The 25,495-nt window shown below is 26.2% G+C and carries 27 protein-coding genes; 20 read left to right on the forward strand and 7 right to left on the reverse strand.

Going from position 1 to position 25,495, the window contains the following annotated elements:
- The first annotated feature begins 18 nt into the window (after positions 1-18).
- From CRU91_RS12180 to ypfJ, 11 genes are all read left to right on the forward strand, one after another.
- The gene (locus tag CRU91_RS12180; RefSeq protein ID WP_162830427.1) at positions 19-177 is read left to right on the forward strand and encodes a hypothetical protein; all 159 of its coding nucleotides are present in this window, start codon (positions 19-21) and stop codon (positions 175-177) included.
- On the forward strand, positions 170-2,185 hold the full coding sequence (gene glyS, locus CRU91_RS01075) for a glycine--tRNA ligase subunit beta (protein ID WP_113892527.1): 2,016 nt from the start codon (positions 170-172) through the stop codon (positions 2,183-2,185). The genes CRU91_RS12180 and glyS overlap by 8 nt, the downstream gene beginning before the upstream one ends.
- A complete protein-coding gene (locus CRU91_RS01080) occupies positions 2,185-2,547 on the forward strand; it encodes a YbgC/FadM family acyl-CoA thioesterase (protein ID WP_113892528.1) in 363 nt (120 codons plus the stop codon). Before glyS ends, CRU91_RS01080 begins: the two co-directional genes overlap by 1 nt.
- 3 nt (positions 2,548-2,550) lie before the next feature.
- On the forward strand, positions 2,551-3,021 hold the full coding sequence (locus tag CRU91_RS01085; protein ID WP_113892529.1) for a phospholipase D-like domain-containing protein: 471 nt from the start codon (positions 2,551-2,553) through the stop codon (positions 3,019-3,021).
- 36 nt (positions 3,022-3,057) lie between these two features.
- Positions 3,058-4,284 (forward strand): M48 family metallopeptidase, encoded by a 1,227-nt coding sequence (locus tag CRU91_RS01090; RefSeq protein WP_113892530.1) that lies wholly within the window; start codon positions 3,058-3,060, stop codon positions 4,282-4,284.
- Positions 4,281-5,480: a DNA recombination protein RmuC gene (locus CRU91_RS01095; RefSeq protein WP_026804372.1), complete on the forward strand. Its 1,200-nt coding sequence runs from the start codon at positions 4,281-4,283 to the stop codon at positions 5,478-5,480. Before CRU91_RS01090 ends, CRU91_RS01095 begins: the two co-directional genes overlap by 4 nt.
- A 38-nt stretch (positions 5,481-5,518) precedes the next feature.
- Positions 5,519-5,854 (forward strand): hypothetical protein, encoded by a 336-nt coding sequence (locus tag CRU91_RS01100; protein WP_113892531.1) that lies wholly within the window; start codon positions 5,519-5,521, stop codon positions 5,852-5,854.
- Positions 5,855-6,022: 168 nt separating this feature from the next.
- A complete protein-coding gene (locus tag CRU91_RS01105) occupies positions 6,023-6,508 on the forward strand; it encodes a hypothetical protein (RefSeq protein ID WP_113892532.1) in 486 nt (161 codons plus the stop codon).
- Between the two features lie 167 nt (positions 6,509-6,675).
- Positions 6,676-7,875, forward strand: coding sequence for an Lcl domain-containing protein (locus CRU91_RS01110; RefSeq protein WP_113892533.1), 1,200 nt, complete (start codon positions 6,676-6,678; stop codon positions 7,873-7,875).
- A gap of 208 nt (positions 7,876-8,083) precedes the next feature.
- Positions 8,084-9,187, forward strand: a complete 1,104-nt coding sequence (locus tag CRU91_RS01115; protein ID WP_113892534.1) for a hypothetical protein — start codon at positions 8,084-8,086, stop codon at positions 9,185-9,187.
- Positions 9,188-9,305: 118 nt separating this feature from the next.
- Positions 9,306-10,190: a KPN_02809 family neutral zinc metallopeptidase gene (gene ypfJ / locus CRU91_RS01120; protein WP_113892535.1), complete on the forward strand. Its 885-nt coding sequence runs from the start codon at positions 9,306-9,308 to the stop codon at positions 10,188-10,190.
- On the opposite strand, the gene CRU91_RS01125 is transcribed toward ypfJ, so the two are convergent.
- Genes CRU91_RS01125 through CRU91_RS01135 form a run of 3 tightly spaced genes read right to left on the reverse strand, consistent with a single transcriptional unit; the run spans position 10,187 to position 12,502 of the window.
- Entirely contained in the window at positions 10,187-11,083 is an 897-nt protein-coding gene (locus tag CRU91_RS01125; RefSeq protein ID WP_113892536.1) for a DMT family transporter, read from the reverse strand. The genes ypfJ and CRU91_RS01125 overlap by 4 nt on opposite strands.
- Positions 11,083-12,303, reverse strand: coding sequence for a molybdopterin molybdotransferase MoeA (locus CRU91_RS01130; protein ID WP_113892537.1), 1,221 nt, complete (start codon positions 12,301-12,303; stop codon positions 11,083-11,085). Before CRU91_RS01130 ends, CRU91_RS01125 begins: the two co-directional genes overlap by 1 nt.
- Position 12,304: 1 nt before the next feature.
- Positions 12,305-12,502: a hypothetical protein gene (locus CRU91_RS01135; RefSeq protein ID WP_113892538.1), complete on the reverse strand. Its 198-nt coding sequence runs from the start codon at positions 12,500-12,502 to the stop codon at positions 12,305-12,307.
- A gap of 108 nt (positions 12,503-12,610) precedes the next feature.
- On the opposite strand from CRU91_RS01135, the gene CRU91_RS01140 reads away from it, so the two are divergent.
- A complete protein-coding gene (locus tag CRU91_RS01140; RefSeq protein ID WP_113892539.1) occupies positions 12,611-13,384 on the forward strand; it encodes a tRNA 2-thiocytidine biosynthesis TtcA family protein in 774 nt (257 codons plus the stop codon).
- Positions 13,385-13,414: 30 nt separating this feature from the next.
- Here CRU91_RS01140 and CRU91_RS01145 read toward each other — a convergent pair whose 3' ends face one another.
- Positions 13,415-14,647 (reverse strand): Opr family porin, encoded by a 1,233-nt coding sequence (locus CRU91_RS01145; RefSeq protein ID WP_113892540.1) that lies wholly within the window; start codon positions 14,645-14,647, stop codon positions 13,415-13,417.
- Between the two features lie 140 nt (positions 14,648-14,787).
- On the opposite strand from CRU91_RS01145, the gene CRU91_RS01150 reads away from it, so the two are divergent.
- Genes CRU91_RS01150 through CRU91_RS01175 form a run of 6 tightly spaced genes read left to right on the forward strand, consistent with a single transcriptional unit; the run spans position 14,788 to position 22,301 of the window.
- Positions 14,788-17,196: a molybdopterin-dependent oxidoreductase gene (locus CRU91_RS01150; protein ID WP_113892541.1), complete on the forward strand. Its 2,409-nt coding sequence runs from the start codon at positions 14,788-14,790 to the stop codon at positions 17,194-17,196.
- A gap of 1 nt (position 17,197) precedes the next feature.
- A complete protein-coding gene (locus tag CRU91_RS01155; RefSeq protein ID WP_113892542.1) occupies positions 17,198-17,761 on the forward strand; it encodes a hypothetical protein in 564 nt (187 codons plus the stop codon).
- Positions 17,742-18,428, forward strand: a complete 687-nt coding sequence (locus CRU91_RS01160; RefSeq protein WP_113892543.1) for a response regulator transcription factor — start codon at positions 17,742-17,744, stop codon at positions 18,426-18,428. The genes CRU91_RS01155 and CRU91_RS01160 overlap by 20 nt, the downstream gene beginning before the upstream one ends.
- Entirely contained in the window at positions 18,421-20,067 is a 1,647-nt protein-coding gene (locus CRU91_RS01165; protein WP_222718367.1) for an ABC transporter substrate-binding protein, read from the forward strand. The genes CRU91_RS01160 and CRU91_RS01165 overlap by 8 nt, the downstream gene beginning before the upstream one ends.
- A 3-nt stretch (positions 20,068-20,070) precedes the next feature.
- Positions 20,071-21,753: a HAMP domain-containing sensor histidine kinase gene (locus CRU91_RS01170; protein WP_113892545.1), complete on the forward strand. Its 1,683-nt coding sequence runs from the start codon at positions 20,071-20,073 to the stop codon at positions 21,751-21,753.
- 53 nt (positions 21,754-21,806) lie between these two features.
- On the forward strand, positions 21,807-22,301 hold the full coding sequence (locus CRU91_RS01175; RefSeq protein WP_113892546.1) for a DUF523 domain-containing protein: 495 nt from the start codon (positions 21,807-21,809) through the stop codon (positions 22,299-22,301).
- A gap of 20 nt (positions 22,302-22,321) precedes the next feature.
- On the opposite strand, the gene CRU91_RS01180 is transcribed toward CRU91_RS01175, so the two are convergent.
- The gene (locus CRU91_RS01180; RefSeq protein ID WP_113892547.1) at positions 22,322-22,561 is read right to left on the reverse strand and encodes a hypothetical protein; all 240 of its coding nucleotides are present in this window, start codon (positions 22,559-22,561) and stop codon (positions 22,322-22,324) included.
- Complete coding sequence (locus CRU91_RS01185; RefSeq protein WP_113892548.1) at positions 22,548-23,042, reverse strand: putative metalloprotease CJM1_0395 family protein; 495 nt, start codon at positions 23,040-23,042, stop codon at positions 22,548-22,550. Before CRU91_RS01185 ends, CRU91_RS01180 begins: the two co-directional genes overlap by 14 nt.
- Before the next feature lie 111 nt (positions 23,043-23,153).
- Between CRU91_RS01185 and CRU91_RS01190 the strand changes: the two genes are divergently transcribed.
- Both CRU91_RS01190 and CRU91_RS01195 read left to right on the forward strand, forming a co-directional pair.
- Positions 23,154-23,711 (forward strand): CDP-alcohol phosphatidyltransferase family protein, encoded by a 558-nt coding sequence (locus CRU91_RS01190; protein WP_113892550.1) that lies wholly within the window; start codon positions 23,154-23,156, stop codon positions 23,709-23,711.
- The gene (locus tag CRU91_RS01195; RefSeq protein WP_113892552.1) at positions 23,711-24,625 is read left to right on the forward strand and encodes a Ppx/GppA phosphatase family protein; all 915 of its coding nucleotides are present in this window, start codon (positions 23,711-23,713) and stop codon (positions 24,623-24,625) included. The genes CRU91_RS01190 and CRU91_RS01195 overlap by 1 nt, the downstream gene beginning before the upstream one ends.
- On the opposite strand, the gene CRU91_RS01200 is transcribed toward CRU91_RS01195, so the two are convergent.
- On the reverse strand, positions 24,622-25,413 hold the full coding sequence (locus tag CRU91_RS01200) for a hypothetical protein (protein WP_113892554.1): 792 nt from the start codon (positions 25,411-25,413) through the stop codon (positions 24,622-24,624). The genes CRU91_RS01195 and CRU91_RS01200 overlap by 4 nt on opposite strands.
- Between the last annotated feature and the right edge of the window lie 82 nt (positions 25,414-25,495).

Below are 25,495 nucleotides of genomic sequence, written 5' to 3' on the forward strand. Positions count from 1 at the left end.
ATTGAAATAGGATTTAAATTGAAAGAGATACTAGATACAATAGTTATAATTTTATTTGTTTTTATGGTTGCTATGTTTATTATAAACTTCAACAGACAGCAGATAAAAAAACATACAGATAAAATCGAAGAGAATGAAAAAAATACAACTTCTAAAAAGGAAAATATAGATGAATAAACCGCTTTTAATTGAGATTGGTGTTGAAGAATTACCAGCTATTCCATTTTTAAATGAATTACCAAATATTGAGAAAAAATGGAGCAATATTTTAGAAAAAAATAGACTTTTATGTGATTTTGACTTTTTTTATACTCCAAGAAGGTTAGTTTTATGGCATAGAGAATTTCAAGTAAAACAAGAAGATAGTGTTGTTGAGCAATTTGGAGCACCAGTTAAAATAGCATTTAAAGATGGAGTTCCAACAGGTGCAGCTGTTAGTTTTGCCTCAAAATTGGGAGTGGAAGTTTCAGCTTTACAAACAAAAGATTTAGGAAAAGGTGAAGTTTTATATTTTAAACAAGAGTTAAAAGGTGAAGAATCTAAAAATCTTTTAAACAGTATGATAAATGAATTTATCTCTTCACTTAACTTTGGAAAGTCTATGAGATGGGCAAGTAGAAGTGATAGTTTTATAAGACCTATTAGAAGTTTAAGTGTTGTTTTAGGTGATGAAATAGTTGAATCAGAACTTTTTGGAGTTAAATCTTCTAAATTTTCATTTGCTCACAGAATGGTATCTTATGAACCATTTAGTTTTGATTTTGCTGGAGATTATTTTTGTAAACTTGATAAAAATGCAGTTATACTGTATCCAGATGAAAGAAGAAAAATCATCTTAGAACAGATGAAAAATATTGAACAAAGACACAATATCAAAATAGAAATAGATAGTGAACTTTTAGATGAAGTTGTTGCTATTACAGAGTATCCAACTGCACTTATTGGAAAGTTTAATGAAGATTTTTTAACTCTTCCACCAGAAGTTATAGTAACTTCTATGAAAGAAAATCAAAGATATTTTGCAGTTTATAAAGATGATAAATTAACAAACAATTTTATTGTTGTTTCAAATGCAAAAACAGATGATTTTGGATATATAATACAAGGAAATGAAAAAGTTTTAAGACCAAGACTTGCTGATGCTATGTTTTTTTATAAAAATGATATAAAAAATGGTTTATCAAATGAAGGTCTTAAAAAACTTGTTTTTGTAGAAGGTTTAGGTTCTATGTATGATAAATGTGAAAGAGAATCTAAAATAGCTTCTTATTTAGTAAATACTTTAAATTTAAATGAAAAAGAGTTAGTAAATAAAGCTGTTATGCTTTCAAAAGCTGATTTGATGAGTGAAATGGTTTATGAATTTACGGAACTTCAAGGATTGATGGGATATTACTATGCAAAAATTGCAAATGAACCTGAAATTTTAGCATTGGCTTTAAAAGAGCAGTATTTACCAACAGGAGAAGAGTCTGAACTTCCTTCAACAGTTTTTTCAAGTATTGTAGCTTTATCAAATAAAATAGATAATCTTATGGCTTTATTTAGTGTAGGAAAAATTCCAACTGGTTCAAAAGATCCATTTGGACTTAGAAGAGCGGCACTTGGAATAGTAAGAATAGCTATAAAACATAAACTTGCTATTGATTTTACAAAAATAGTTGATGAATTGTCAGTAAATTATAAAAATTTAGATAAAAAAGTTTTAATTGAATTTTTCAATGAAAGACTGTTTAAAATATTCGATAGTGTAAATCCAACTGTTTTAAAAGCCATATTATCAAGTGGTGAAAGTGATATTTATAAAATCTCTTTAAAAGTTGAAGCTTTAAATCCAATAGTTCAAAGTGATAATTTCAAAGATTATGTAACTACATTTAAAAGAGTTGCAAATATCATAAAAGATGTTGATTTAAAAGATTTAACTATAAATGAAAGTTTATTTGAAGTAAATGAAGAAAAAGAGCTTTATAGCCTATTTAATAAAGTTATAACTACAAATTTTGAAACTTTTGAAGAAGAACTTGAAGCACTTTTTGCTTTAAAACCACAATTAGATAACTTTTTTGAGAATGTATTTGTAAATCACGAAGATGAAAAAATAGGAACAAATAGAAAAAATCTTATAGGTCTTGTTTATCAAGGATTTAGGAAAATAGCTGATATTAAAGAGATTACTATCTAATGCAAATAAGAGTTTACTACGACGATACAGATTGTGGAGGGATAGTTTATCATTCAAACTATTTAAAGTTTTGTGAAAGAGCCAGAAGTGAATTGTTTTTTCAAAAAGGTTTATCTCCTCATAATGGAGATGAATTTTTTGTAGTAAAATCTTGCGAAGCAAACTGGATAAAATCAGCAGTTTTTGCTGATATTTTAGAAGTTAAAACAAAGCTAATAGAGAAAAAATCAGCTTCAATTTTAATGAAACAAGAAATTTTTAGAGAAGATGAAAAGATATTTGAAGCTACTTTCAAATTAGCTTTCTTAAAAAACTTTAAACCAGCAAAAATCCCTGAATATATATTTTCTATATTGGAGTAAAATATGAAAAAACTAATACTAATTTTACTTTTTTCTTTGAATATTTTTGCAAACGAAGTATTTTTACTTCCTGATGAGTCAAAAATTGCACAAGAAAAAATCAAATCTTTAATAAAGGAAGCAAAATCTTCTATTTTTATTGCTATGTACAATTTTTCATATAAAAAAATAGCAAAAGATTTACTAGAAGCTTCAAAAAATGGTACAGATATAACTGTTTTACTTGATGGTGAGAAAGTTTCAAAAGATGATGATGTTTTAAAACTTTTTAAAGATAACAAAATAAAAACTATTGTAAATAAAGATAAAAATAAAATGCACATAAAAGCTATGTTAATAGATGACAATTTAGCTCTTATAGGTAGTACAAACTTTACAAAAAAGTCATTTGAAGAGAACTATGATTTGATTTATATCTCAAAAGATGAGAAGTTAATATCTAAATTAAAAGAGTTTAGAGCAAAATTTGAATAAAATATAATCTTTAAAATATATTATAAAGGATTATATGTGTTAGAGATATTTGTTATAGCATTTTGTATCTATTTTGCTGTTAATATTTACACTTCATTTATGCAAATAGGTTTTATACAAGATGCAAGAAAATTGGAAGCTATTATTTTAGAGCCTTCAAAATATCTGGAAGCTTCAAACTATGCAATAGAAAAAGAGAAGTTAAATCTTGCTTCAACTTTTTATGATTTTGTTCTATTTATTATATGGATTGGTTTTGGGTTAAAAACTTTAGATTCATTTATACAAATTGATGAATATTGGTTAAAAGCTATTGTTTTTGTAGATTTATTTATAATTATAAATTGGCTTTTAGGTTTACCATTTGAACTATATTCAACTTTTAAACTCAATAAAAAATATGAATTTTCAAACATTACACCAGCACTTTTTATAAAAGATACTATTAAAACTGGTATTTTATTTTTAGTTTTTGGTTCACTTGTAATTGCAGGAATTGCATTTATCATTCAAAACTTCCCAGCTTGGTGGATTTTTGGATTTATTTTTATTTTTGCTGTAATTATACTTATAAATATGCTTTATCCAGTTATTAGGGATAAAATGTTCGATAAATTTGAAAATCTAAAAGATAAAGAACTTGAAGAAAAAATAGAAAAACTTTTAGATGAAGTAGGGTTTAAAAGTAGTGGGGTTTACAGTGTTGATGCAAGTAAAAGAGATAATAGATTAAATGCTTATTTTGGTGGACTTGGAAGTACAAAAAGAGTTGTTTTATTTGATACTTTAGTTGAAAAACTAACTCACAATGAATTACTTGCTGTTTTAGGGCATGAATTAGGACATTTCAAAAATGGTGATATTTTAAAAAATATAGGAATTATGGGATTTGTTATGTTTGTTTTCTTTGCAATATTTGGAAATTTAAATGATGAATTATTTTTAGGATTATCTTTAAACAACGAACCTTATGCAATAATAACGGTATTTTTGATATTTTCTCCAATATTGTCATTTTTCTTGATGCCTTTAATATCTCTTATTTCAAGACACAATGAGTATAAAGCAGATGAATTTGGCTCAAATTTAGCTACAAAAGAGGATTTAGTAAATGCTTTATTAAAACTTGCAAATGAAAATAAATCATTTCCATTATCTCATCCTTTATATATTTTCTTTTACTACTCTCATCCACCTTTAATTGAGAGATTTAAAGAGCTTGGGTATGATGTACATACAAAAAAATTTAGTGATAAGATATGATAAATATTGACTATTTTATTTTAGTAGCCTTTGTAGGATTGGTTTTAGTAATCTTCTTGGCTACTATATTTTTTATACGACAAAAATATCAAAATATCATAAACTCTTATGAGTTAAAACTTGCAAATATTGAAGAACTTTTCAGAGTTGAAAAAGAGAGTTTAAAAGAGAAAATTGCTTTTTTAGAAAATAATAAACAACAGATGAAACTAGAGTTTGAAAACCTTGCAAATAGACTTTTTGATGATACTCAAAAAAAATCAAACCAAAATATAAATCAAGTTTTAACACCTTTTAAAGAGCAATTAACTCTATTTGGAACAAGAGTAAATGAGATCTTCAACGAAGATACAAAACAAAGAAGTTCACTTATAACAGAGATAAAGAATCTAAAAGAGTTAAACAATCAAATCTCACAAGATGCTATAAATCTTACAAAAGCTTTGAAAGGACAAAATAAACTTCAAGGTGATTGGGGAGAGATGATTTTATCTTCAATATTGGAGCAAACTGGACTTAGAAAAGGTTTAGAATACAAAGTTCAAAACTCTTTTAAAGATGATAGTGGAAAACTATTTCGTCCTGATGTGATAGTTCATCTTCCAACAAACAAAGATATTATCATTGATTCAAAACTATCTTTAAATTCATATATTGACTACACAAATAGTGAAGATGAAAATGATAAGAAAGATGCTTTAAACAGACTTTTAAGTTCTATAAATAGTCATATTAAAGATTTGAGTTCAAAAAAATATGAGAATTTGAGTGATTTAAGAAGTTTAGATTTTGTTTTGATGTTTATTCCTATTGAAGGGGCTTTTATCTTGCTAAATCAAACAAATCAAAATATTTTTGAACTAGCTTTAAAAAATAATATTATGCTAGTTTCTCCCTCAACTTTATATATTACTTTACGAACTATTGAAAATATTTGGGCAGATGAAAGACAAAATGAAAATGCAAAAGAGATATCAAAACAAGCAGGTGATTTATATGATAAATTTGTAGCCTTTGTTGAAGATGTAGAATCTATTGGAAACTATCTAAATAAAAGCCAAGATTCATATCAAAAAGCTATGAATAAACTAAGTTCTGGTAGAGGAAATCTTATCTCAAGAGCAGAGAAATTTTTGGATTTGGGAGTAAAACCAAATAAAAAAATATCAGAAAAATATCTTTTAAATAAGGAATAAGTAAAAGTATATATTCTTTAAATTATAGGGAGTTTAATATGAGTTTATTAACTAAAGAATGTGAAGTATGTGGAACAAAAATTAGCAAAATAAAGAATTGGTATAGGCTAGTTTTTACAAATGAAATAAAATGTTCTAATTGTGGAGGTAAATATAATCTTTCGAAATGGTTTGATTGGGTATTTGATTTATTTAATTTGGGACATGGTTTTTTTATAGGAATCGGAATAATAGCTCTTATTTTATATTTAATAACTAATATTGAAAAAGCTTGGATATTATGGTCATCCTCTATAATAATATATATATTAATTAAATTTCTAATTGCTTTAGTAACACCATTAAAATTGATTGAATCTAAAAAGGAGTTATAGATGTCTAATACAGAAGAAAAAAGTTTATTTGAACATTTTAATTATTTTCTCGTTCCCAACATCCTCGTTGGAAATACATATTAAAAGTAAAATGAAATTAATATTATTTAGAAAATATATTCATTCCTAATCTAGATCTTGGGAACGAATTAAAATAGAGAAATAAAAATGAATGATCAAAATATTTTATTAGAATTGAAATATAATTTTTTTGGAAGAATATTTAGAATGTTATTTTATATGTTTGGTATTATTATTTCCATTTTACTCTTTAATATAAATTTATTTTCTTCTTTAGTTGCAGCATTTGTTTTTACACTTATTGTATATATTATTTGCGATATGTGTTTTTTTGAAAGAGTGATTTTTACAAATTATCATGTAATAAAAGAGTGGAGAATATTTGGAAAAAGTATTTTTAATAAAATTAAATATAAAGATTTGATAATTGAACATAGTCAAAAAATCCATTTTGGTTCAGGATTATTAATTTTTTATAAAAGCAATTATAAAGGGTATTTAAAAAAGATTTTTAAAAGATTATTTTTTTTTATAGAATTAGCACCTATTAATAAAAATGATATTAAAAAAATTAGAGAGATTTTAATAGAAAAAAAAATATTAAAAGGAGATGAATATGACTGGAAGTACTAATATTGATAAAATAGAAGGTTATGAAAGAGTTTTAAGAATTAGAAGTAGTGATAATAAGGAAGAAGTTTCTATTTTTGCAAAAGTTCAATGAATTAGTAAATAGTGAAAATCAAACATTGGCAATAAATAACTAAAATTATAGAATAAGGTTTAAAAGGAAATAGAATATGAAATATTTTTTAATTAGTTTATTCTTATTTAATTTTTTGTATGCAGATATGCAAGATGGTATAAAAGAGTATAAAAATGAAAATAAACAAAAAGCCCTAGAAATATTTAGAAATAGTTGCGATAATAAAGAAATTTTCAATTGTCTCAATGCAGGAAATATGTTTTTGACAGGTAAAGTTTTAGAAAAAAATATGGATTATGCAAAAGAGTTTTATAAAAGAAGTTGTGATTTAAAGGTTTATAATGGTTGTTTTATTTTAGGAAAAATATATATGCAAGAGAAAAACAATGATAAAGCTTTAGAATATTTAGATATATCTTGTGATAAAAATTTTACAGAAGCTTGCTTACTTTCTGCAGTTCTATACAAAAAAGTTTATGAAAATAATAAACAATATATTTCGTATCTGAATAAAACTTGTGAAAAAGATGATTATCAAATTTGTTCTAAATTAGGAATTATCTATTATATTGGAGAAGATGGTGTTGAAAAAGATAATGTAAAAGCTTTTAAACATTTTGATAAAGCTTGTATATATGGGAATCTAAATGAAGCTTGTATGATGAAAGGTTATATGACGGAAGTTGGATATGGTATAGAACAAAACTATTTTGAAGCAGAAACAATATATCAAGATTTATGTGCAAAAAATTATGAAGATGGTTGTAAAGCACTAAAAAATTTTTATAAAACAATAGATATAAAAACAAATAAATCTTATTTAGCTTCAAAAAAAGAATTAATAGAGAAACAAAAAGCAAAAAATTATGTTATTGATTCAACAACAAAATTGATGTGGCAAGATGATATAGATTCTATAACAATACAAAGAGATTATAATGGAGCAGTAAAATATTGTGAAGAACTGATATTAGGTGGTTTTTATGATTGGAGATTACCAAATAGAGTAGAATTATTAACCTTATACTATAAAAATAATCCAACAAAATTTTTAAGTACATTAAAAAATGCTAAATTAGAGAGATATTGGTCTTCTACAAAAACAGGTTATCAAGATTCTGGATATAGTTCAGATTATAGTGATGAAGATTTTTTATTTTCTAGTGTAAGAACATCTACTGATTGGAAATATTATGTAAGATGTGTTAGAGGAGAAGAGTTAGATGAAAGGTCTTATGATATTAATCATCATAAAAATGAACTTGTAAAAATGAAAATTATAAGAATTAAATAAATGTATAAAATTTTTATAAAACCATTTCATTTTTGTTTAAAATATTAGAGGAGAAGATTTCAAATGAAAAAAGAATATATAGATAAAAGTTTTTCTCGTTCCCAACGTCCTCGTTGGGAATGCACATTAAAAGTAAAATGAAATTATAATATTATTTAAGAACTTGAGAATGAATTAAAGATTAAAATAACACAAGGAGAAATATAAAATGAAAACTTATATTAAAATATTTTTTTTACCACTTCTAATAGTATTTATTTTTAGTGGGTGTTTGGCTAATGAACTTAATACTTCTAATGCTGTTAATAATCAAACATCTTCTAAATCAGAAGAAAATTTCAAAGTACCACTTTTAAATGAAGAAGGTGATTTAAGAGAAAATAAAGAGTATTCAGAAAGTGATTTTAGAGCTTATTCTATCTTTGATAGAAAATATAATCCAAAAGTAAAAGAAAAAATTGGTGATAAACAAGCTTCAAAAGCACCACAACATGTATGGGTATATACAAAAGAGTTTGCAGAGAGATTTGGAATGCCAAAAAGATGGATAGGTGGTGATGATTTTAAAGGAGCATTAGCTATAGCTTATAGAGTAGAAGTTGTAAATGATATAAGTTGTGGATATTTTGGTAAATCTGATAATTGTAGAAAGTTTAATAGTAATAAAATATTGGATATATATTTACCAAATAATAGTAAAACAGTGCCTTGGAATACAACAGAACAGATAGGATTAGATTGGCCTAATAATAATTCAATGACATTTTTGAATTTAATTGAGAATACTGAGAATGAAAAAAATAAATATATTGAAAGAAATGGCAGTTTACCTAAAGAGTATGGTATAAACGACCATCATAAATCATTCAAAATAAAAATAGGTATAGATGGCACTACTTTTGCTCATTCTTTTAAAAAAGATGGTTTTGCAGAATATAATCATGGTGGAGTGCCACTTGTTGTTTATTTTTATAGAAATATATTTGAAGGAATAGACCTTATTCGTCTTAGTGTTGTTAATTTCGCAAATTCTAATAATGGTAAAAATATTGATATGCAAATTTGGCTTCATAAAGGAAACCCTGTAGATTTAACAGATAAGAAATCTGATGATTTTAGATTAAAAAATATTAAATACGCTAGAAGCATTGATTCTACAGGTAAGCCTAGTTCAATAAAGTCTCATAAAGATGTTATGCCTGAACATAAGATAATACCTAGTGAAGCATTTATGAAAAGAGTAAATGAGTATGAAAAAGAGTATGAGAAATATGATTTTTTTGAATATTTTAAAGAAAATGTAAATAAATAGAAGGATAAAAACTATAATATTATTTATAAAAGTAGAGCTTGGGAATGAATTAAAAATCTTTCAGCAATATTAATTTAAAGATAATATATAATAATTTTTTTAAATATTAAGGATATAGATGAAATGGGAAGATAATAGAAGAAGTTCAAATGTAGAAGATAGAAGAGGCGAAACTCAAAATTTTGGAAGTAGAACAAGTGGTTCTTCTATGGTAGCTTTATTACCTTTGATAAAGGCACTTTTAGGTACAAAAATAGGAAGAATTATTTTAATTGTTGGTGTTCTCGCATATTTTATTTTTGGTATAAATCCTTTAGCTTTACTTGATGGAGGAACTCAACGTAACCAAACTTCTAAAGTAGTAAATCAAGCACAAGATGATAAAAGTGCTATGTTTGTGAGTGCTGTTTTAGCGCAAACTGAAGATATTTGGGCAAATATTTTTAAAGAGAATGGATTAAGATATCAAGAGCCAAAACTTGTACTTTTTAGAGGTGGAGTTAAAAGTGCTTGTGGATTTGCATCTTCACAAGTTGGACCATTTTACTGTCCTGTTGATAGTAAAGTTTATCTTGATTTATCTTTTTTTGATGAATTAGCAAAAAAATATAATGCTTCTGGAGATTTCGCACAAGCTTATGTAATAGCTCATGAAATAGGGCATCATATACAAAACCTTTTAGGAACTTTAAATAAAGTCCAACAAGCAAAAAGTAGCCTTTCAACTACAAAACAAAATGCTCTTCAAGTTCAAGTAGAACTACAAGCTGATTGTTATTCTGGTATTTGGGCTCATCATTCACAAGCTATATTTAACTCTTTAGAAGATGGTGATTTACAAGAGGCTTTAAATGCTGCAAATGCAATAGGTGATGATACTTTACAAAAACAAGCTCAAGGTTATGTTGTACCAGATTCTTTTACTCATGGAACTTCAAAACAAAGAATGGAAGCTTTTAAAAAAGGATTTAAAAATGGAGATTTAGAAACTTGTAGTTTCTAAACTCTTTTTTTGAATATTTTTGGAAATTTAAGATTATTTAAAATATATATTGAAATCATCGCAAAAACTACTCCAATCATAGTATTTACTCCAACTTCTTCTCCTAAAAAAATAGCTCCTAAAAAAATAGCACTTACAGGTACTAAAAATACAAAACTAGAAACTTCTTTTGCTCCAAGTTTTGTAGCACCTAAAAAATATATAGAAGTTCCAAATGTTGTGCTTAGGATTGTGATTACAAATACATTGAACCAAAAATTAAAGTCATAATTTATCACTGTTTGGAAAATAGAGTTATCAATATATAAAATATAGATAATAAAAGTTGAGATAACATAGGTATAAAAAGTAAATACAAAAGCATTTATTTTTGTAGCTTTTGCTGTGATTATCGTGATAATTGCCCATAAAAATGAGATAGTTACAAAGTAAATATTGTCTTTTGAAAATATCTCATCTGCTTGAAAATTCCAAACATTTAACATATTTAAAACTCCAAAAGCACCCAAAACTAAAGCAAAAGAGTGCTTTAATGAAATTGTTTTTTTAGAAAGTATTGCTACAAGAATATATGTTGCTATTGGTATTAAAGTAGGAACTAATGCTCCACCAAAACTACCAGTTCCATGATCAACTCCAAAAAACATAAAAACAGAGTATAAAACCAATAAAATAGAAGCAATTACTACTAAGATAAAAGTTTTTAAATCCATTTTATATGGCATTTTTAAAAAATATACAATCGGAATCATAGAGATAAAACAAATTCCCATTCGTAAAAATACCATTTCATAAGCATTTACATAAGTAGTTAAAACTTTGGTGCTTATCCAAGAAGCACCCCAAAAAATCATAGCAAGAACTATTAAAATATAAAAAATATTTTTATTCATTATTTAAGATTGTTTAACAACAATATATCAACTAAATCACCAGCTTTTATATCTTCACTATTTTCATCTTGTATTAAAAGTGCAGGATTACCCAACATATTTGTCAAAATAGCACTAGTGCCAGATTTTTTACCTACAAAATCAATGATATATTCACTATTTTTATATTCAACATTACAAGCAGTAAAAATAGTTTTATTTTGAGTTTTTTTGAAATCTTGATTTATTTTAGCTTTTATTATAGGTAATCTTTCATTTGCTTTTCTAAATCTATAAATCAAAGGTAAAACATACAAAATTGCTGTAATAGTTGAAGAATAAGCAAATCCCGGAAGTGCTATGATGATTTTTTCATCTTTTAAAGCTACAAGTATATGCATACCAGGTTTTATACTAACTCCATGAAATAAAACTTCTGCTTTTAATTTGTCTTTTATAACATCTTGTACAAAATCATAATCTCCAACTGAAACTCCACCAGTTGTTACTACAATATCAGATTTTTGTAAAGCTGTTTCAAAAAAAATTGTAATAGTTTTTATATCATCTTCAACTGGACCCATTTGTAAAACATCTGCTCCATTACTTTTAAATAAAGCCTCTAATGTTAGGTGATTTGAACTTCTTATTTGTGCATTATTTGTCTTTTCAACACCTAAATCTAAAATTTCACTTCCAGTACTAGCGACTGCTATTAAAGGTTTTATAAAAATATCTATTTGAGGAATATTTAGTGAAGCTAAAACACCAATTTCACTAAATCCAATGATTGTCCCAGCTTTGATTAAAATTTCATCTTTTTTGTAGTTTTCACCTATATTTCTAACTGCAAAACCAAAAGGAACAGGTTTTGTAATTTTTATTTTATTGTTTATAACTTCAACATTCTCAATAGGAACTAAAGTATCACTTCCTTGTGGCATAAGTGAACCTGTAAAAGTTTTAATACAAGTTTTGCTTTCAACACTTTTTTCTACCACAAATCCAGCTGGGTTTTTATCAATAATCTCTAAAAAATCACTATTTATATCTTCAAATTTTATAGCATATCCATCCATGCCAGAGGTTGGAAACTCTGGACTATTATGGTCTGCAACTATATCTTTTGCTAAAACTTGACCAATTGCATCTGAAATAAATACTCTTTTTGTTACAGATTTTGGAATTTTTATATTATTTAATATTTCTAAAGATTTTTTATAACTTATAAAATCTCTCATTTTATTTACCTAATCTATTGTATTTCATTATAATAACTTGTTCAAAAAGCATATTTCCAAAGCCTTCTGGTAAAGTATCATTTGATTTTTCTACTTGATCAATAATTTTTTTTATCTCTTCATCACTTAAATATATCGCAATTGGTAAAATAGTCTCTTTTATCTTATCAATGAATATTAATTCTTCTTCATTTGTCATTGTTTCCCTTTAGAATAGGCTAATAAACCGAAATTATATATTTTTTATCTAAAATAGTTTATTAAAACTTTGTTGGATATAATCCCAAAAAAATAATTAGGAATAAAATTGATAGAATTAAGTAAAAAAATATCAACTATCATTGGAAGAACAAATGCAGAATATGGTTTGATAAAAGATGGTGATAGAATTTTAGTTGGATTTAGTGGGGGAAAAGACTCTCTTACACTAATTCATGCACTAAATAGAATAAAAAAAGTAGCCCCATATAAATTTGATTTTAAAGCTGTAACTGTAACTTATGGAATGGGTGAACAAATCGAGTTTTTAAGTAATCATTGTAAAGAGCATGGAATTGAACATGAGATTATCGATACTCAAATTTTTGATTTAGCTGGAGAAAAAATAAGAAAAAATTCATCTTTTTGTTCATTTTTTTCAAGAATGAGAAGAGGGTATTTATACACAACTGCATTAGAACAAGGCTACAATAAAGTTGCTCTTGGACATCATTTAGATGATGCTATGGAGTCATTTTTTATGAACTTCTTTTACAATGGTACAATGAGAACAATGCCACCAAAATATACAGCAGATAATGGTTTAGAAGTTATAAGACCTTTAATTTTTTGTAGAGAAAGACAATTAAGAGCATTTGCCAATACAAATGAAATAAGAGTAATAGGTGATGAAGCTTGTCCAGGTCTTAGATTTGATGTAAAAATGCCTCATGCGAGAGCTACAACTAAAGAGCTTTTAGCAAAACTAGAAGAAGAAAATCCAAAAATATTTGTATCTATGAAAAGTGCATTTAGTAATATACAATTACCAACATTTTTTTATAAAGATTTAAAAGATATAAAATTAGATATTGAAGATTAATGATACTAGAAATTTTCTAGTATCACTATATTAAAAAGAGTAAACCATCGTTAGGTTTAACTGACTATAATCACTTATGGGAGATTTTTTATCTTCATTAACATATGTAAATCCTAAGTTAGTTTTTAATTCACTTGTTATTTTATATCCCAACCATAAAGTTGTTTCATCTACATCTCTTTTTTCATTTCCTGTTGCATCTGCATAATATCTTGTATTTCCATAAAGCAAAGTTGCATCAAAATCACCAAAAGTTTTAGTAATTCCAGCATATATTGTAGAAGCTCCTCTTGAGAATATATAATCACCTTCTTCAAAAGGAACTAATATCTCACCAGCTTCTCTACTTTTATTGTTTGTAGTATATCCAGGAAAGGCTAGGTCATCATTAACTTTAACATATCCAATATAAGGAGATAAACCATAAATAGATGTACTTATCATAAGATCTAAAATACCAGATTTTACATCTTTTACATTTGCACTATCTAAAGATTTACCTTCATCACTCCAAGCATAGTGTAATCTTGCTGATGTTTCTTCATAACTAAGATTTACTCTTGCTCCATAAATCTCTTTTGAATCAGGAAAAATAACTCCATAAGCAGTTGCAGAAATATTGTCATTGAAGTTTTGAGTTAAACCCAATTTATAAACACCTTTATTTCCATTCATTTTTTCTAAAGGTCTATAATCTCTTGCATAAACTCTACCATCTCTTAAAGACCAAATAGCTTCTATATCAGTGCTTCCAAAAGTTGCATCAATTTTTACTGCATCATGAGTTTTGCTCATCCAGTCTGTTTTTAAAACTTGTCTTCCAGCTATTACAGATATATTATTTAATGGAGTATATTTTACATATAACTCTTCAATATCAACACTTTTTGTTCCACCATTATAAGCAAAACCATCTCCTCCACCTCTTTTTTCATAGAATCTTCCAGTTGCATCACCTTTACCTGTTCCAGTGGCCTTAGAACTACTATCTTCCCAAATTGTTCCATATGCTCTAAATTTACTTTTTACACTTAAATTATTCCAAACACCTGTTTCATATCCTAATGCAAAAGACCCAACACCATATCCACTATCTCTATAATAGTCACCATAGTCTTTGTCAAAATATCTACCTTCATAAGTTACTGCTACTTCTCCACTTACTTTACCATTTGTTAATGCTTCTTGTAGTGTATTGGCATTTGCTATACAAATAGAAGATATTGCCATTGTAGTTACTAAACTTAATTTTAATTTTCTCATTTTTTCTCCCTTTTAACTAAAATTGCATAAGCATATAAAAATAAAATAGAAAAAAAATCGAATAATAGATTTGTTTTTTCGATTTTTTTTCGATTTTTTATTGTTAGACTTCTTGAGTAAATATTATAAAAAGGATTAATATGAGCAATTCAAGAAGAGATTTTCTTAAAATTTCAGCAGCTAGTGCAGCAGTATTAGCTGGAAGTGGTACAGTAAGCGGTGCATTTGCTAAAGAGTTTTCAAGAAGAACTGTAAAAATACCTAGTGCTTCTCATTATGGTGCATTTTATGCTCATGTGATGGATGGTGAGATTGTAGATATTACTTCTCAACTTGATTCAGATGCGAATCCTACTGTTTTAGTAAAAGCATTGGCTGATAGAAATAGTACAGATTCAAGAGTTAAATATCCAGTTGTGAGAAAAAGTTATTTAGAAGGTAAAGGCAAAGGAGAACTTAGAGGTAAAGAAGAATTTGTGAGAGTTTCTTGGGAAAAAGCACTTAATTTAGTGTCAGAAGCTATAAAAAAAGCTCAAACAAAAGGTGGTAATAAAGCACTTTATAATGCATCTTATGGTGGTTGGTCACATCCTGGTGCTTTTAAGCCAAATGTTTTAGCTGGAAGATTTTTTAATCAAATTGGTGGTGCAGTTGGAACTGCTGGAGAGTATTCAAATGGAGCAGCAGGTCCAGTTAATCCATCAATTGTTGGAGATATGGAAGTTTACTCTATACAAACATCTCATGAACAAATTATTGCAAATACACAAGTTATGATTTTATGGGGTGCAGATGTTTATAAAACAAATAAAGCTGGTTATTCAGTTCCAAATCATAGATGTTATGATGCTTATGAAGAGTATAAAAAAGCTGGTATTAAAGTAATCTCTATTGATCCTATTTATACAGTTTCAGCACAAGAATTCAAAGCTGAATGGATAAAAATAAGACCTGGTTCTGATGTTGCTATGATGCTTGGTATGATGAACTATTTATATAAAAATAAAAAATATGATAAAGATTTTATAGAAAAATATACTTATGGTTTTGATAAGTTTTTACCTTATTTACTTGGAAAAACAGATGGAGTTGAAAAAACAACAAAATGGGCTGAAAAATTAACTGAAATACCTGCTAAAACTATTGAAAAACTAGCAGATATTATGGTTTCTAAAAAGACATTTATTGCTGGGAATTGGGCTATGCAAAGAGCTGAACATGGGGAACAAGTTCATTGGGCTTTAATAACATTAGCATCTATGGTAGGACAAATTGGTACTGCTGGTGGAGGTTTTGGATTTTCAATGCACTACGAAGGTGGAGGAGATGCTGCTTCTGGAAAAGTTACAGTTGGAGGATTAAGCCAAGGTAGTGGAGATGAAGTTCATATTTCAATTCCAGCTTCAAGAATGAGTGATTTAATAAATAAAGCTGGTGAAACAGTAACTTACAAAGGTGAAACAATAACTTATCCAAAAGTTGAATTTATGTTAAGTGCAGGAGGTTCTCCAATTGGACATCAACCAAATATAAATGAGCTTATTGAAGCTATGAGAAAACTTGATACTGTTGTTGTGGTTGAACCTTGGTGGACTCCAACAGCAAAAATGGCTGATATTGTACTTCCTGCAACAACAACTATGGAAAGAGATGATATAGCAAGTGCAATGTCATATTCAAATGATAGAATTTATGCTATGAAAAAAATAGTTGAACCCAAATATGAATCAAAAGATGATTATTGGATTTTTACTGAATTAGCAAAAAGATTTGGTAAAGAGAAATCTTATACTAGAGATAGAACTATTAAAGATTGGTTAGAAAGATTATATGATAGATCAACAGCTAATAGAGAAATGGGTATATCTTTTGAAGATTTTTGGGAAAAGGGCGTAATTGCTTATGATATTCCAGAAGAAGCAAAAAAATATGTAAGACATGAAGAATTTAGAAAAGACCCTGTAAATAGTCCATTAAAAACAGAAACAGGTAAAATTCAAATTTATTCAGAAAAATTAGCTTCATATAATTATAAAGATTTTAAAGGACATCCAGTTTGGATTGAACCAACAGAGTGGCTAGGAAATGATAAGTTGATAAAAAAATATCCACTGCATCTATTAAGTCCACATCCAACTTATAGAATTCACTCTCAACTTGATAATACTTGGGTACAAAATGTACATAAAGTACAAGGTCGAGAGCCTATAAGAGTATCTCCAAATGATGCAAAGAAATTTGGAATTAAAGATGGAGAAGTTGTTGAAGTTTACAATGATAGAGGAAGAGTTTTAGCTGGTGTTGTTATAACAAATAATATTCGTGATGGAGTTGTTGCTATTGAAGAGGGGGCTTGGTATTCTCCTGAAAATATGAAAGAAGATAAACCAAGATGTAATTCAGGACAAGTAAATGTTTTAACATCATCAAAACCAACATCTCAAATGACAAATGCAACATCTGCAAACTCTGTTCTTGTTAGTATAAAAAAAGTAGAAGCTATAACACCAAATTTAGCTTATAAACCACCAGTAATTATAGGAGCTTAAGATGAAAGTTATAAAAAAAATATTAATATCTTTACTTGTTTTAGGGAGTTTTTCCCTTGCAAGTTCAAGTGATATGTTTTTGTTGGAAAATGCAAAAGCTGATTTTGATGGAAAAAATGGGGAAATATTTATAGGAACTCCAATAAAAATTATTAAAGATATAGATGATAAAATGGTTTTAGTTGAGATAAGTGGAGTTTCTTTTGGAGATGAATTATATTCATCAAAAGGGAAAGCTTTACTAGTAGCAAAAAAAGATGGAAGTTTTGTAGAAAAAAATAAAGCTTCTGAATTAGGATTTGTTAAAGTAGAAGCTAAAATTGAAAAATCTTATTTAACAAAAAATGTAAAAGAAGTTTGGGAAGAGTATGAAGAATTTTACTATGATATGTGTACATCATGTCATGCGGGACATAGAGCTGTAACTCATACAATGTTAGAATGGGAAGCAATTTTACAAACAATGAAAGGTTTCGCTCAATTAAATGACAAAGAGGAAAATTATATTCTAAGATATTTAAAAGCGAATTCAAAAGATGGATTTTATGAAAAAAGAGCTGATTGAAAAATTAAAAGATTTAACAATACTTTATGCTGAAGATGAAGATGGAATAAGAAAAAATATTTCCAATAGTTTAGGATATTATGTAAAAGAGGTTATAGAGGCTTCAAATGGAGAAGAAGCCTATAATCTCTATTGTGAAACAAATCCAGATATTATATTAAGTGATATTCATATGCCTATTTTAAATGGTATTGAATTTGTAAAAAAAGTAAGAGAAACAAATAGAGATATACCAATTGTTATGATTACAGCTTATACTGATAAAAAATATTTACTTGAAGCTGTTGAACTTCATATGGAAAAATATATTATTAAACCCATTGAATTAGACTCTTTGCTTGAGTCTTTGGAGAAATGTGTATTTTGTCTTGGATTAAATAAAAAAGTATATTTGGAAATAGATGAAAAATATAGTTTTGATTATGATAAAAAAGAGTTAAGATATGAAGAAGAAGTGATAAATCTAAATAAAAAAGAGTTAATGTTTTTTGAAGTTTTAATATCAAATCAAAATAGAATTACAACATACGAAGAGTTACAAACTAAGGTTTGGCAAGATGATATTATGACTGATAGTGCATTAAGATCCTTAGTAAGAAATTTAAGAAAAAAACTTCCAACAGATATAATATTAAATTTATCAGGTATTGGATATCGTTTTGTTTAGAAAATTATTATTTTGTAGTTTTATATCTTGTTCTTTATTTAGTTCAAATTTTGTAGAAAAACTGGAATTTAGAGAAGATACAAGCGAATTAAATAAAGCACAAGCTCTTCATCCAAATTCTCATATAAATATTTTTCTTCCATCTATTCCATATACATATATTGCAAAAGCTACAAATTCTGGGTTAATTCGTGCTTTTGATAATGAACAAGGTTGGGAGTATGATTTAGCTAAAACTCACGAAAGATTGGATGATTTTACCTATGTTTTTACATTAAGAGATAATTTGAAGTTTCAAAATGGAGAAAAATTTACTATTGATGATGTTATTTATAATTTAGAGTATTTTAGAAAAAATCCATTTTTATATACAAATATTCATAAAATAGATTTTGATATTATAAAACTTGATAAAAAACGGGTAAAAATTGTATTAAAACAGAAATATGAGATGTTTTTAAAAGATTTGGCTGATGTATATTTTTATACAAAAGAGTATATTGAAAAATATAATCCAGTTGGAAAAGAGACAGGAACAGCAAATAAAGTAGAAGGTCCTTTTGCAATGGGACCATATATTTTAAAAGAGGGATTTGCAATAGGTCATAAACAAACAGAGAAATTAGAACTTGTAGCAAATCCATATTATTGGAATAAAGAGTTTCCTAAGATATCAAGAATTACAGTTTATACTCAACTAGATATAAATGAAGCAATAGAAGATATTACAAAAAAAGAAGGAAAATTGGATTTAATGCCAATTCCTTTTAATAAAAAGTTTGAAGTAATTTTATCAAAATATTCAAAGCTTGTGATATCCAAATCCACAGACAATTTTATAATCTTCTTTAATCTTATAAATGGAAATGAAAAACTTTTAAATGATGATATTCGAATAGCATTAAATCAAGCTTTAGATCAAGAATTTTTACTAAATTTTGTATATAAAAAAGAAGGACGTATCTCTCCTTTTACAGCTTCAATAAACTATGATATAGTAGAACAAGTAGCAAAAGAGTATAAAATAGATGAAAAAATATTTTCATTTGCAGAACTTCAAACATTATTAAATGGATTAGAATTAAATGTTTTTACTCAAGATAGATTTATGTTTTTATTTAAAGGAATAGAGTTTCAACTACAAAAATATGGTGTTAAACTAAATTATCATATCACAACAAGTGAAAAAGATATATATAAAGAACTTTTAACAACAAATAAAAATCAAAATGAAAAAAATTGGGATTTATTGATTTGGGGAAATGATGACTGGTATTATCAAAATCCTTGGACAGTATTTTTTATCTATCACTATGGAAGTGCTTGGAGTGTTATTCCAAAAGATAAAATAATGCAAGATTATATAGAAAAGTTTTTTATAACAAAACCTCTTACAAATGAATATAAAGAAGTTGTAAAAAATATTTTACATCGTGAAAGACAAAAAGCTTATACTTTAAGAGTTCCTTCATCAAATAGAGTGCTGGCTGTAAATAAAGAGGTAATATATAAGCCATATAAAGGAGGAATTATTCCTTTATGGAGAATAGAATTAAGTAAAAATCATTGGTCAATAAGAGAAAATAAAACTTATGATAAAGAGCTTGAAAAAGCTATAAAACCTAAAAGAATAGAGTAATTTATGAATTTAATAAGAAATATAAATATAAAATCAAAATTGGGAATATTATTTTTAATTTTATGTATATCTATCATAGTCTTAGGGTATAAATCAGTTCAAGTTAGTCAATACAATAAAGATACGCTTGGTATTGTACATAGCAAATCTCAAACATTTTTATATCTTCAAAATGAAATAATTACTCCTTTATATATTTTAAGAGAACTTTATCAATCTTTAGTAATGGCTCCAAATAAATCAATAAGAGATAATATTGATAAAGATTTGATTTTAGTTTTAGAAAAACTAGATAATCTTTTTCAAAATAGTGAAATATGCAAAGAGCAACTTCGTGACATTTGGGAAAACTACAAAAAACATATTTTTCAAACAAAAAAATATTTAGATGAAGGTTTTGAAGAAGGTGCATATATAAATGTAACAACTGTTAGTAAAAGGCAATTTGATATTTTATTAAATAAATTATTTTATTTACAAGAACAATCTTTAAGTGATGTAACAAGTGCTTATGATGAAGCTTCAGATAAATTAACAGATGTCAAAATAGAAGTTATTATAAGTATAGTTTTGATTTTGTTTTTTGCTATTTTAACTGGATTATTTATAGTTAATGATATTTTAAAATCTATTTATAAGGTACAAAATGGATTAAATAATTTTTTTAAATATTTAAATGATAAAACAACTAAAGTTACAAATATTGATATTGAGGGAAAAGATGAATTTGGACAAATGGCTAAAATTATAAATAATAATGTATCTTATATTAGAACAAATTTAGAACAAAATGAAGCTTTAATAAAAAATGCAACAAGAGTTTTAGAAAATATTCAAAGAGGAAATTTAGGTACTAGACTTACTCAAAATACAAATGATATTTCATTAAATGAATTAAAAAATATGATTAATAATGTAATAGAAAATCTTGAAGATAAGATACAAAGAGAGATAAAACAAAGATTAAAGCAAGAACAGATATTAATTCAACAAAGCAAATTAGCAGCAATGGGAGAAATGATAGGTAATATTGCTCATCAATGGAGACAACCACTTGCACAAATTTCTGCAATTCATATGAATATGAAAGTAACATATGATTTTGATAATTTTACAAAAGAGTATTTAAATATAAAAATAAAAGAAGCAAATCAACTAACATCATATATGTCTCAAACAATAGATGATTTCCAAAATTTCTTTAGGCCACAAGGAGAAAAAGAGTTTTTTTCTATTGAAAAAGCTTGTAAAGACTCTTATTTTATAGTTTCTTCTTCATTAAAATATCATGGAATTGAATTGAATTTTGATATTAAAGATAATATAAATATTTTGGGATATAAAAATGAATATTCTCAAGTTATTTTAAATCTTATAAGTAATGCAAAAGATATTATTTTAGAACGAAAAGTAAAAGATCCATTAATAAATATAGAGATAAAAAGTGGAAAAAAATTTGCTATTGTAAAAATACAAGATAATGCTGGTGGAATAGATGAAAATATTATTGATAAAATATTTGATCCATATTTTACGACAAGACATAAAACTCAAGGAACAGGAATAGGTCTTTATATGGCAAAAAATATTATTGAGAGAAATATGAATGGATATATAAATGTAAAAAATAATGATAAAGGTGCTATTTTTATTGTAAAAGTTGCTAAAACTTATAAAATTAAATAAAAAAACAATATAAAACTTGTTACAATCCCAAAAAAAATGATTAGGAATAATATATGAAAATTTTAGTATCTTCTTGTCTTTTAGGAGAAGATGTACGATATGATGGTAACAACTCAAATATTGCTTTAAATCCAAAATTCAAATTTTATTATAAAGAACTTTTTATGGATATTATGTGTGAAAATGAAATTTACTCTATTTGTCCTGAAGTTGCTGGTGGATTAGGAATTCCAAGAAATAAAGCAGAAATTAAAAATCATAGTAAACCATTTGTAGTTGCCGATGAATTAAATAATGATATAACTATTAATTTTCTTTTAGGTGCAAAAAAAGCTTTGGATATTTGTAAAGAAAATGATATAAAAGTTGCCCTTTTTAAATCAAAATCTCCATCTTGTGGGAACAATGAAGTTTATGATGGAACATTTAATGGAAACTTGATAAACGAAATGGGTTTAACAGCAAGATTATTAGAAGAAAATGGTATAAAAGTTTTTAATGAAAATGAACTAGATAATTTAAAAAAATTTATAAAAAGTAGAGTTTAATATAAAAACTCTACTTTAAACTAAGCTTTTATATCTAAAAGCCTTTGCATAGCAACTTCTTGAACTTCAATCGCTTTAGCATTTGCACTATAAGCTATAATTTCTGGTATTTGCTCTACCATTTCACTTGCTATATCAGAAGCAGCACCAGAAAAATCACTATCAGCAACTGTATTTGCAACTTGAGCAATATTTGATGCTTGTTCTTGTATTTGTAAACCAGCACCTAACATAGCACCTAGATTATTATCTATTCTCATATTCTACTCCTTCTTGTAAACTTTGTAAAAGTAATTTATTTAAATTTGCTCTTTGTGCAATTGAACTATCAGCTTGACTTAAACCTTCAGGAGCAGATGCAGCCTTAGAAATTTCATTTAATTTTTGTATAGCTGCTTCTTCATCTTTTGGTATAGAGGTATCAAATCTTACACTTCCACCAATTGCATAAAGTTTTCCATCTGGTCCAACTTGGTAATCATAGTTTATTGGTGTAGTTGTAGTACCTAAACTAGCATGTAATTGTTCATGATTTTTTACTTCGTTATCTCTATTTTCGAATCTACTTAAAACCCTTTGATAATCTTTTTCATCATAATTTTTATCTAAACTATTTATAGCATCATCATTGTTTTTAATAGATTTTTGAAACTCTTTTCTATCTAAATTAGCTAATTCACTATTTTTTAAAGCAAGTTGTGAATATATGAGAGATGTACTCAAATAGTCATTTATTTCCATACTTGCCTCCTTTTTATAAACTTTTTGATTATAACACAGAATAGCTAAACTTAAAATTGAGAAACTTTATAGTAGAATTACCGAGATTTTTTAAATATAAAGAGGAAAACTATGAGTTTTTTATTCAATAAATATAGTCATTTTAATTTAGCAAATATTGTAACATTTTTTAATATCGCATGTGGAGTTTTTGCAATATATTTTTTAACGCATGATAATTTTTTTGCAGCAGCTTTATTTGCTTGGCTTGCTGGAGCTTTTGATATATTCGATGGTAAAATAGCAAGAAAGTATAATCTTTCTTCACAATTTGGTATTCAACTTGATTCTTATGCTGATTTTTTATCTTTTGTCATAGTTCCTGCAATGTTTATATATTTTGCAGTTATTGATACAAAAGAGGAGTTTTTGAATATGGCTTTTGTTTCAGCTGCATTTATTTATTATATTATTTCTGGACTTAGAAGATTGATTCAGTTTAACATAGATGCTGATGAAGGTGAAATTGAGAAATATTTTACTGGTATTCCTACTCCTTTAGGAGCTATACTTCTTTGGGTTGTTTATCTTATATTTTTAACTGGCTTTATAAATGAATATTTTGTATTATCTATGATGATTGTAATTGGATATTTATTAAACTCTAAAATAAAAATTAAACATTTATAATGAAAGATATTATATCAATAGATTTAGGTTCTAACTCTTTTAGAGTTTTAAAATATGATGGAGAAAATCATAAAATTTTAGATGAATATCATCAAGTTGTAGGGCTTGCAGATGGATTAATATCAACTGGATTAATATCAAAAGAAGCTCAAGAAAGAGTTGTGAATGCACTGAAAATAGCTTCTTATAAATTAAACTTTAATTTAAAAGATGCAGTTTGTGTTACAACAGCAGCCATGAGAAAAGCTAAAAACGCTAAAGAAGTTTTAGAATATTTTCAAAAACAAACTGGTGTAAATTTCAACATCATTAATTCTGATGAAGAAGCAAGACTAACTCTTTTAGCAGTAAAATATGCACTAAAAAGAGAAAAAATAGATTCAAAGAATTTTATACTTTTAGATATTGGTGGTGGGTCCACAGAGTTAATAATCAATAAAGATAAAGAATTTTTTAGTAGAAGCTTTGATTTTGGAATAGTTACTATGACACAAAAAAATAGTGAAAACAATTCTTTAAAAAATGATTTAGATATCAGAAAAGATGAAGTAAAAGAGTTTTTAAAAAGTATAGATTTTAAGTTGCAAGATTTTTCTTTTGTAGCAACAGCTGGAACTCCAACAACTTTGGCAGCAATAAAACTAGGTATCGATTATTTTAATTATGATAGAAATTTAGTAAATGGAACAAAAATATACTATGAAGATTTAGAAAAAAGCTTAAGTATCCTAAAAACAAAATCTATTGAAGAAACAACTAGGCTTGTTGGAAAAGGTAGAGTTGAGTTTATGGAAGTTGGAACATATATTTATAAAATATTCTTTGAAGTTTTAAATAAAAATGAATCTATAGTTTTTGATGATGGTTTAAGAGAAGGTGTAGCTATTGATTTTACACTAAAGTGTAAGAATTAAGATAAAAGTCTTACACTCTGTTCTTGTATAATATTTGCTTGAGCTGCAGCCAAATAACCTGCGTTTACATTAATATTTGATTTTGAAAAATCACTAGACTCTCTTCCAAAGTTGATAGTTTGATTAAAATTTTGTTCAATAATTTGATTTTTTGCATCGCTTTGGAGTTGTTTTGAAAATTCTACAAATTGATTAGATAAACCTTCTAATTGATTTGATGTATTAGAAATAGTATTTAAAGCATTTTGCACATCTTGTTCATTATCCAAGTTACCATTATTTACAACATCAAATATTTTATTTGTAAAATTTGCAATATTCGGTTTTTCAATAGAATAAATATTGTTATTTGAACTCACTTCTATTGATTCTTGATTGTCATTAAATCTATTTGCTATTAAATTTTCACCCTTATATTTTGTATCAAATGCTATTTGGTTGAATTCTCTTAAATCTTGATTTATAGATTTTTTTAATTCATTTTTATCATCAACATTTTGACTATTTTCAAGTTTATTTTCAATGTTTTTTAGAAATCCTTGAAGTTTATCCATAGAATTTTGTGCTATTTGAGATTTTGCTATTCCATCATTTAGTGATTGAATATCTTGAGAAAATTCACTTTTTAATATTGAGCTTCTACTAACATTTAAATTTTCAGATGAAACATTATTGAAGTCTTCAACACTATATTTTAGTTGAGCTTTATTTATTGAAACATTAGAATTATTATTTAAGTGATTTAAATTTTGTATATTGTTTGCACTGTTTATCGCGTTTATATCCATAATATTATCCTCAAAAATAGCTTAAATTGGATTATTATATCACAAAAATATTAATATTTAGTCTTTTTTATTAATTTTAAAA

Origin of the sequence: Aliarcobacter vitoriensis, assembly GCF_003316695.1 — a bacterium.
In the GTDB taxonomy this organism is placed as follows: domain Bacteria; phylum Campylobacterota; class Campylobacteria; order Campylobacterales; family Arcobacteraceae; genus Aliarcobacter; species Aliarcobacter vitoriensis.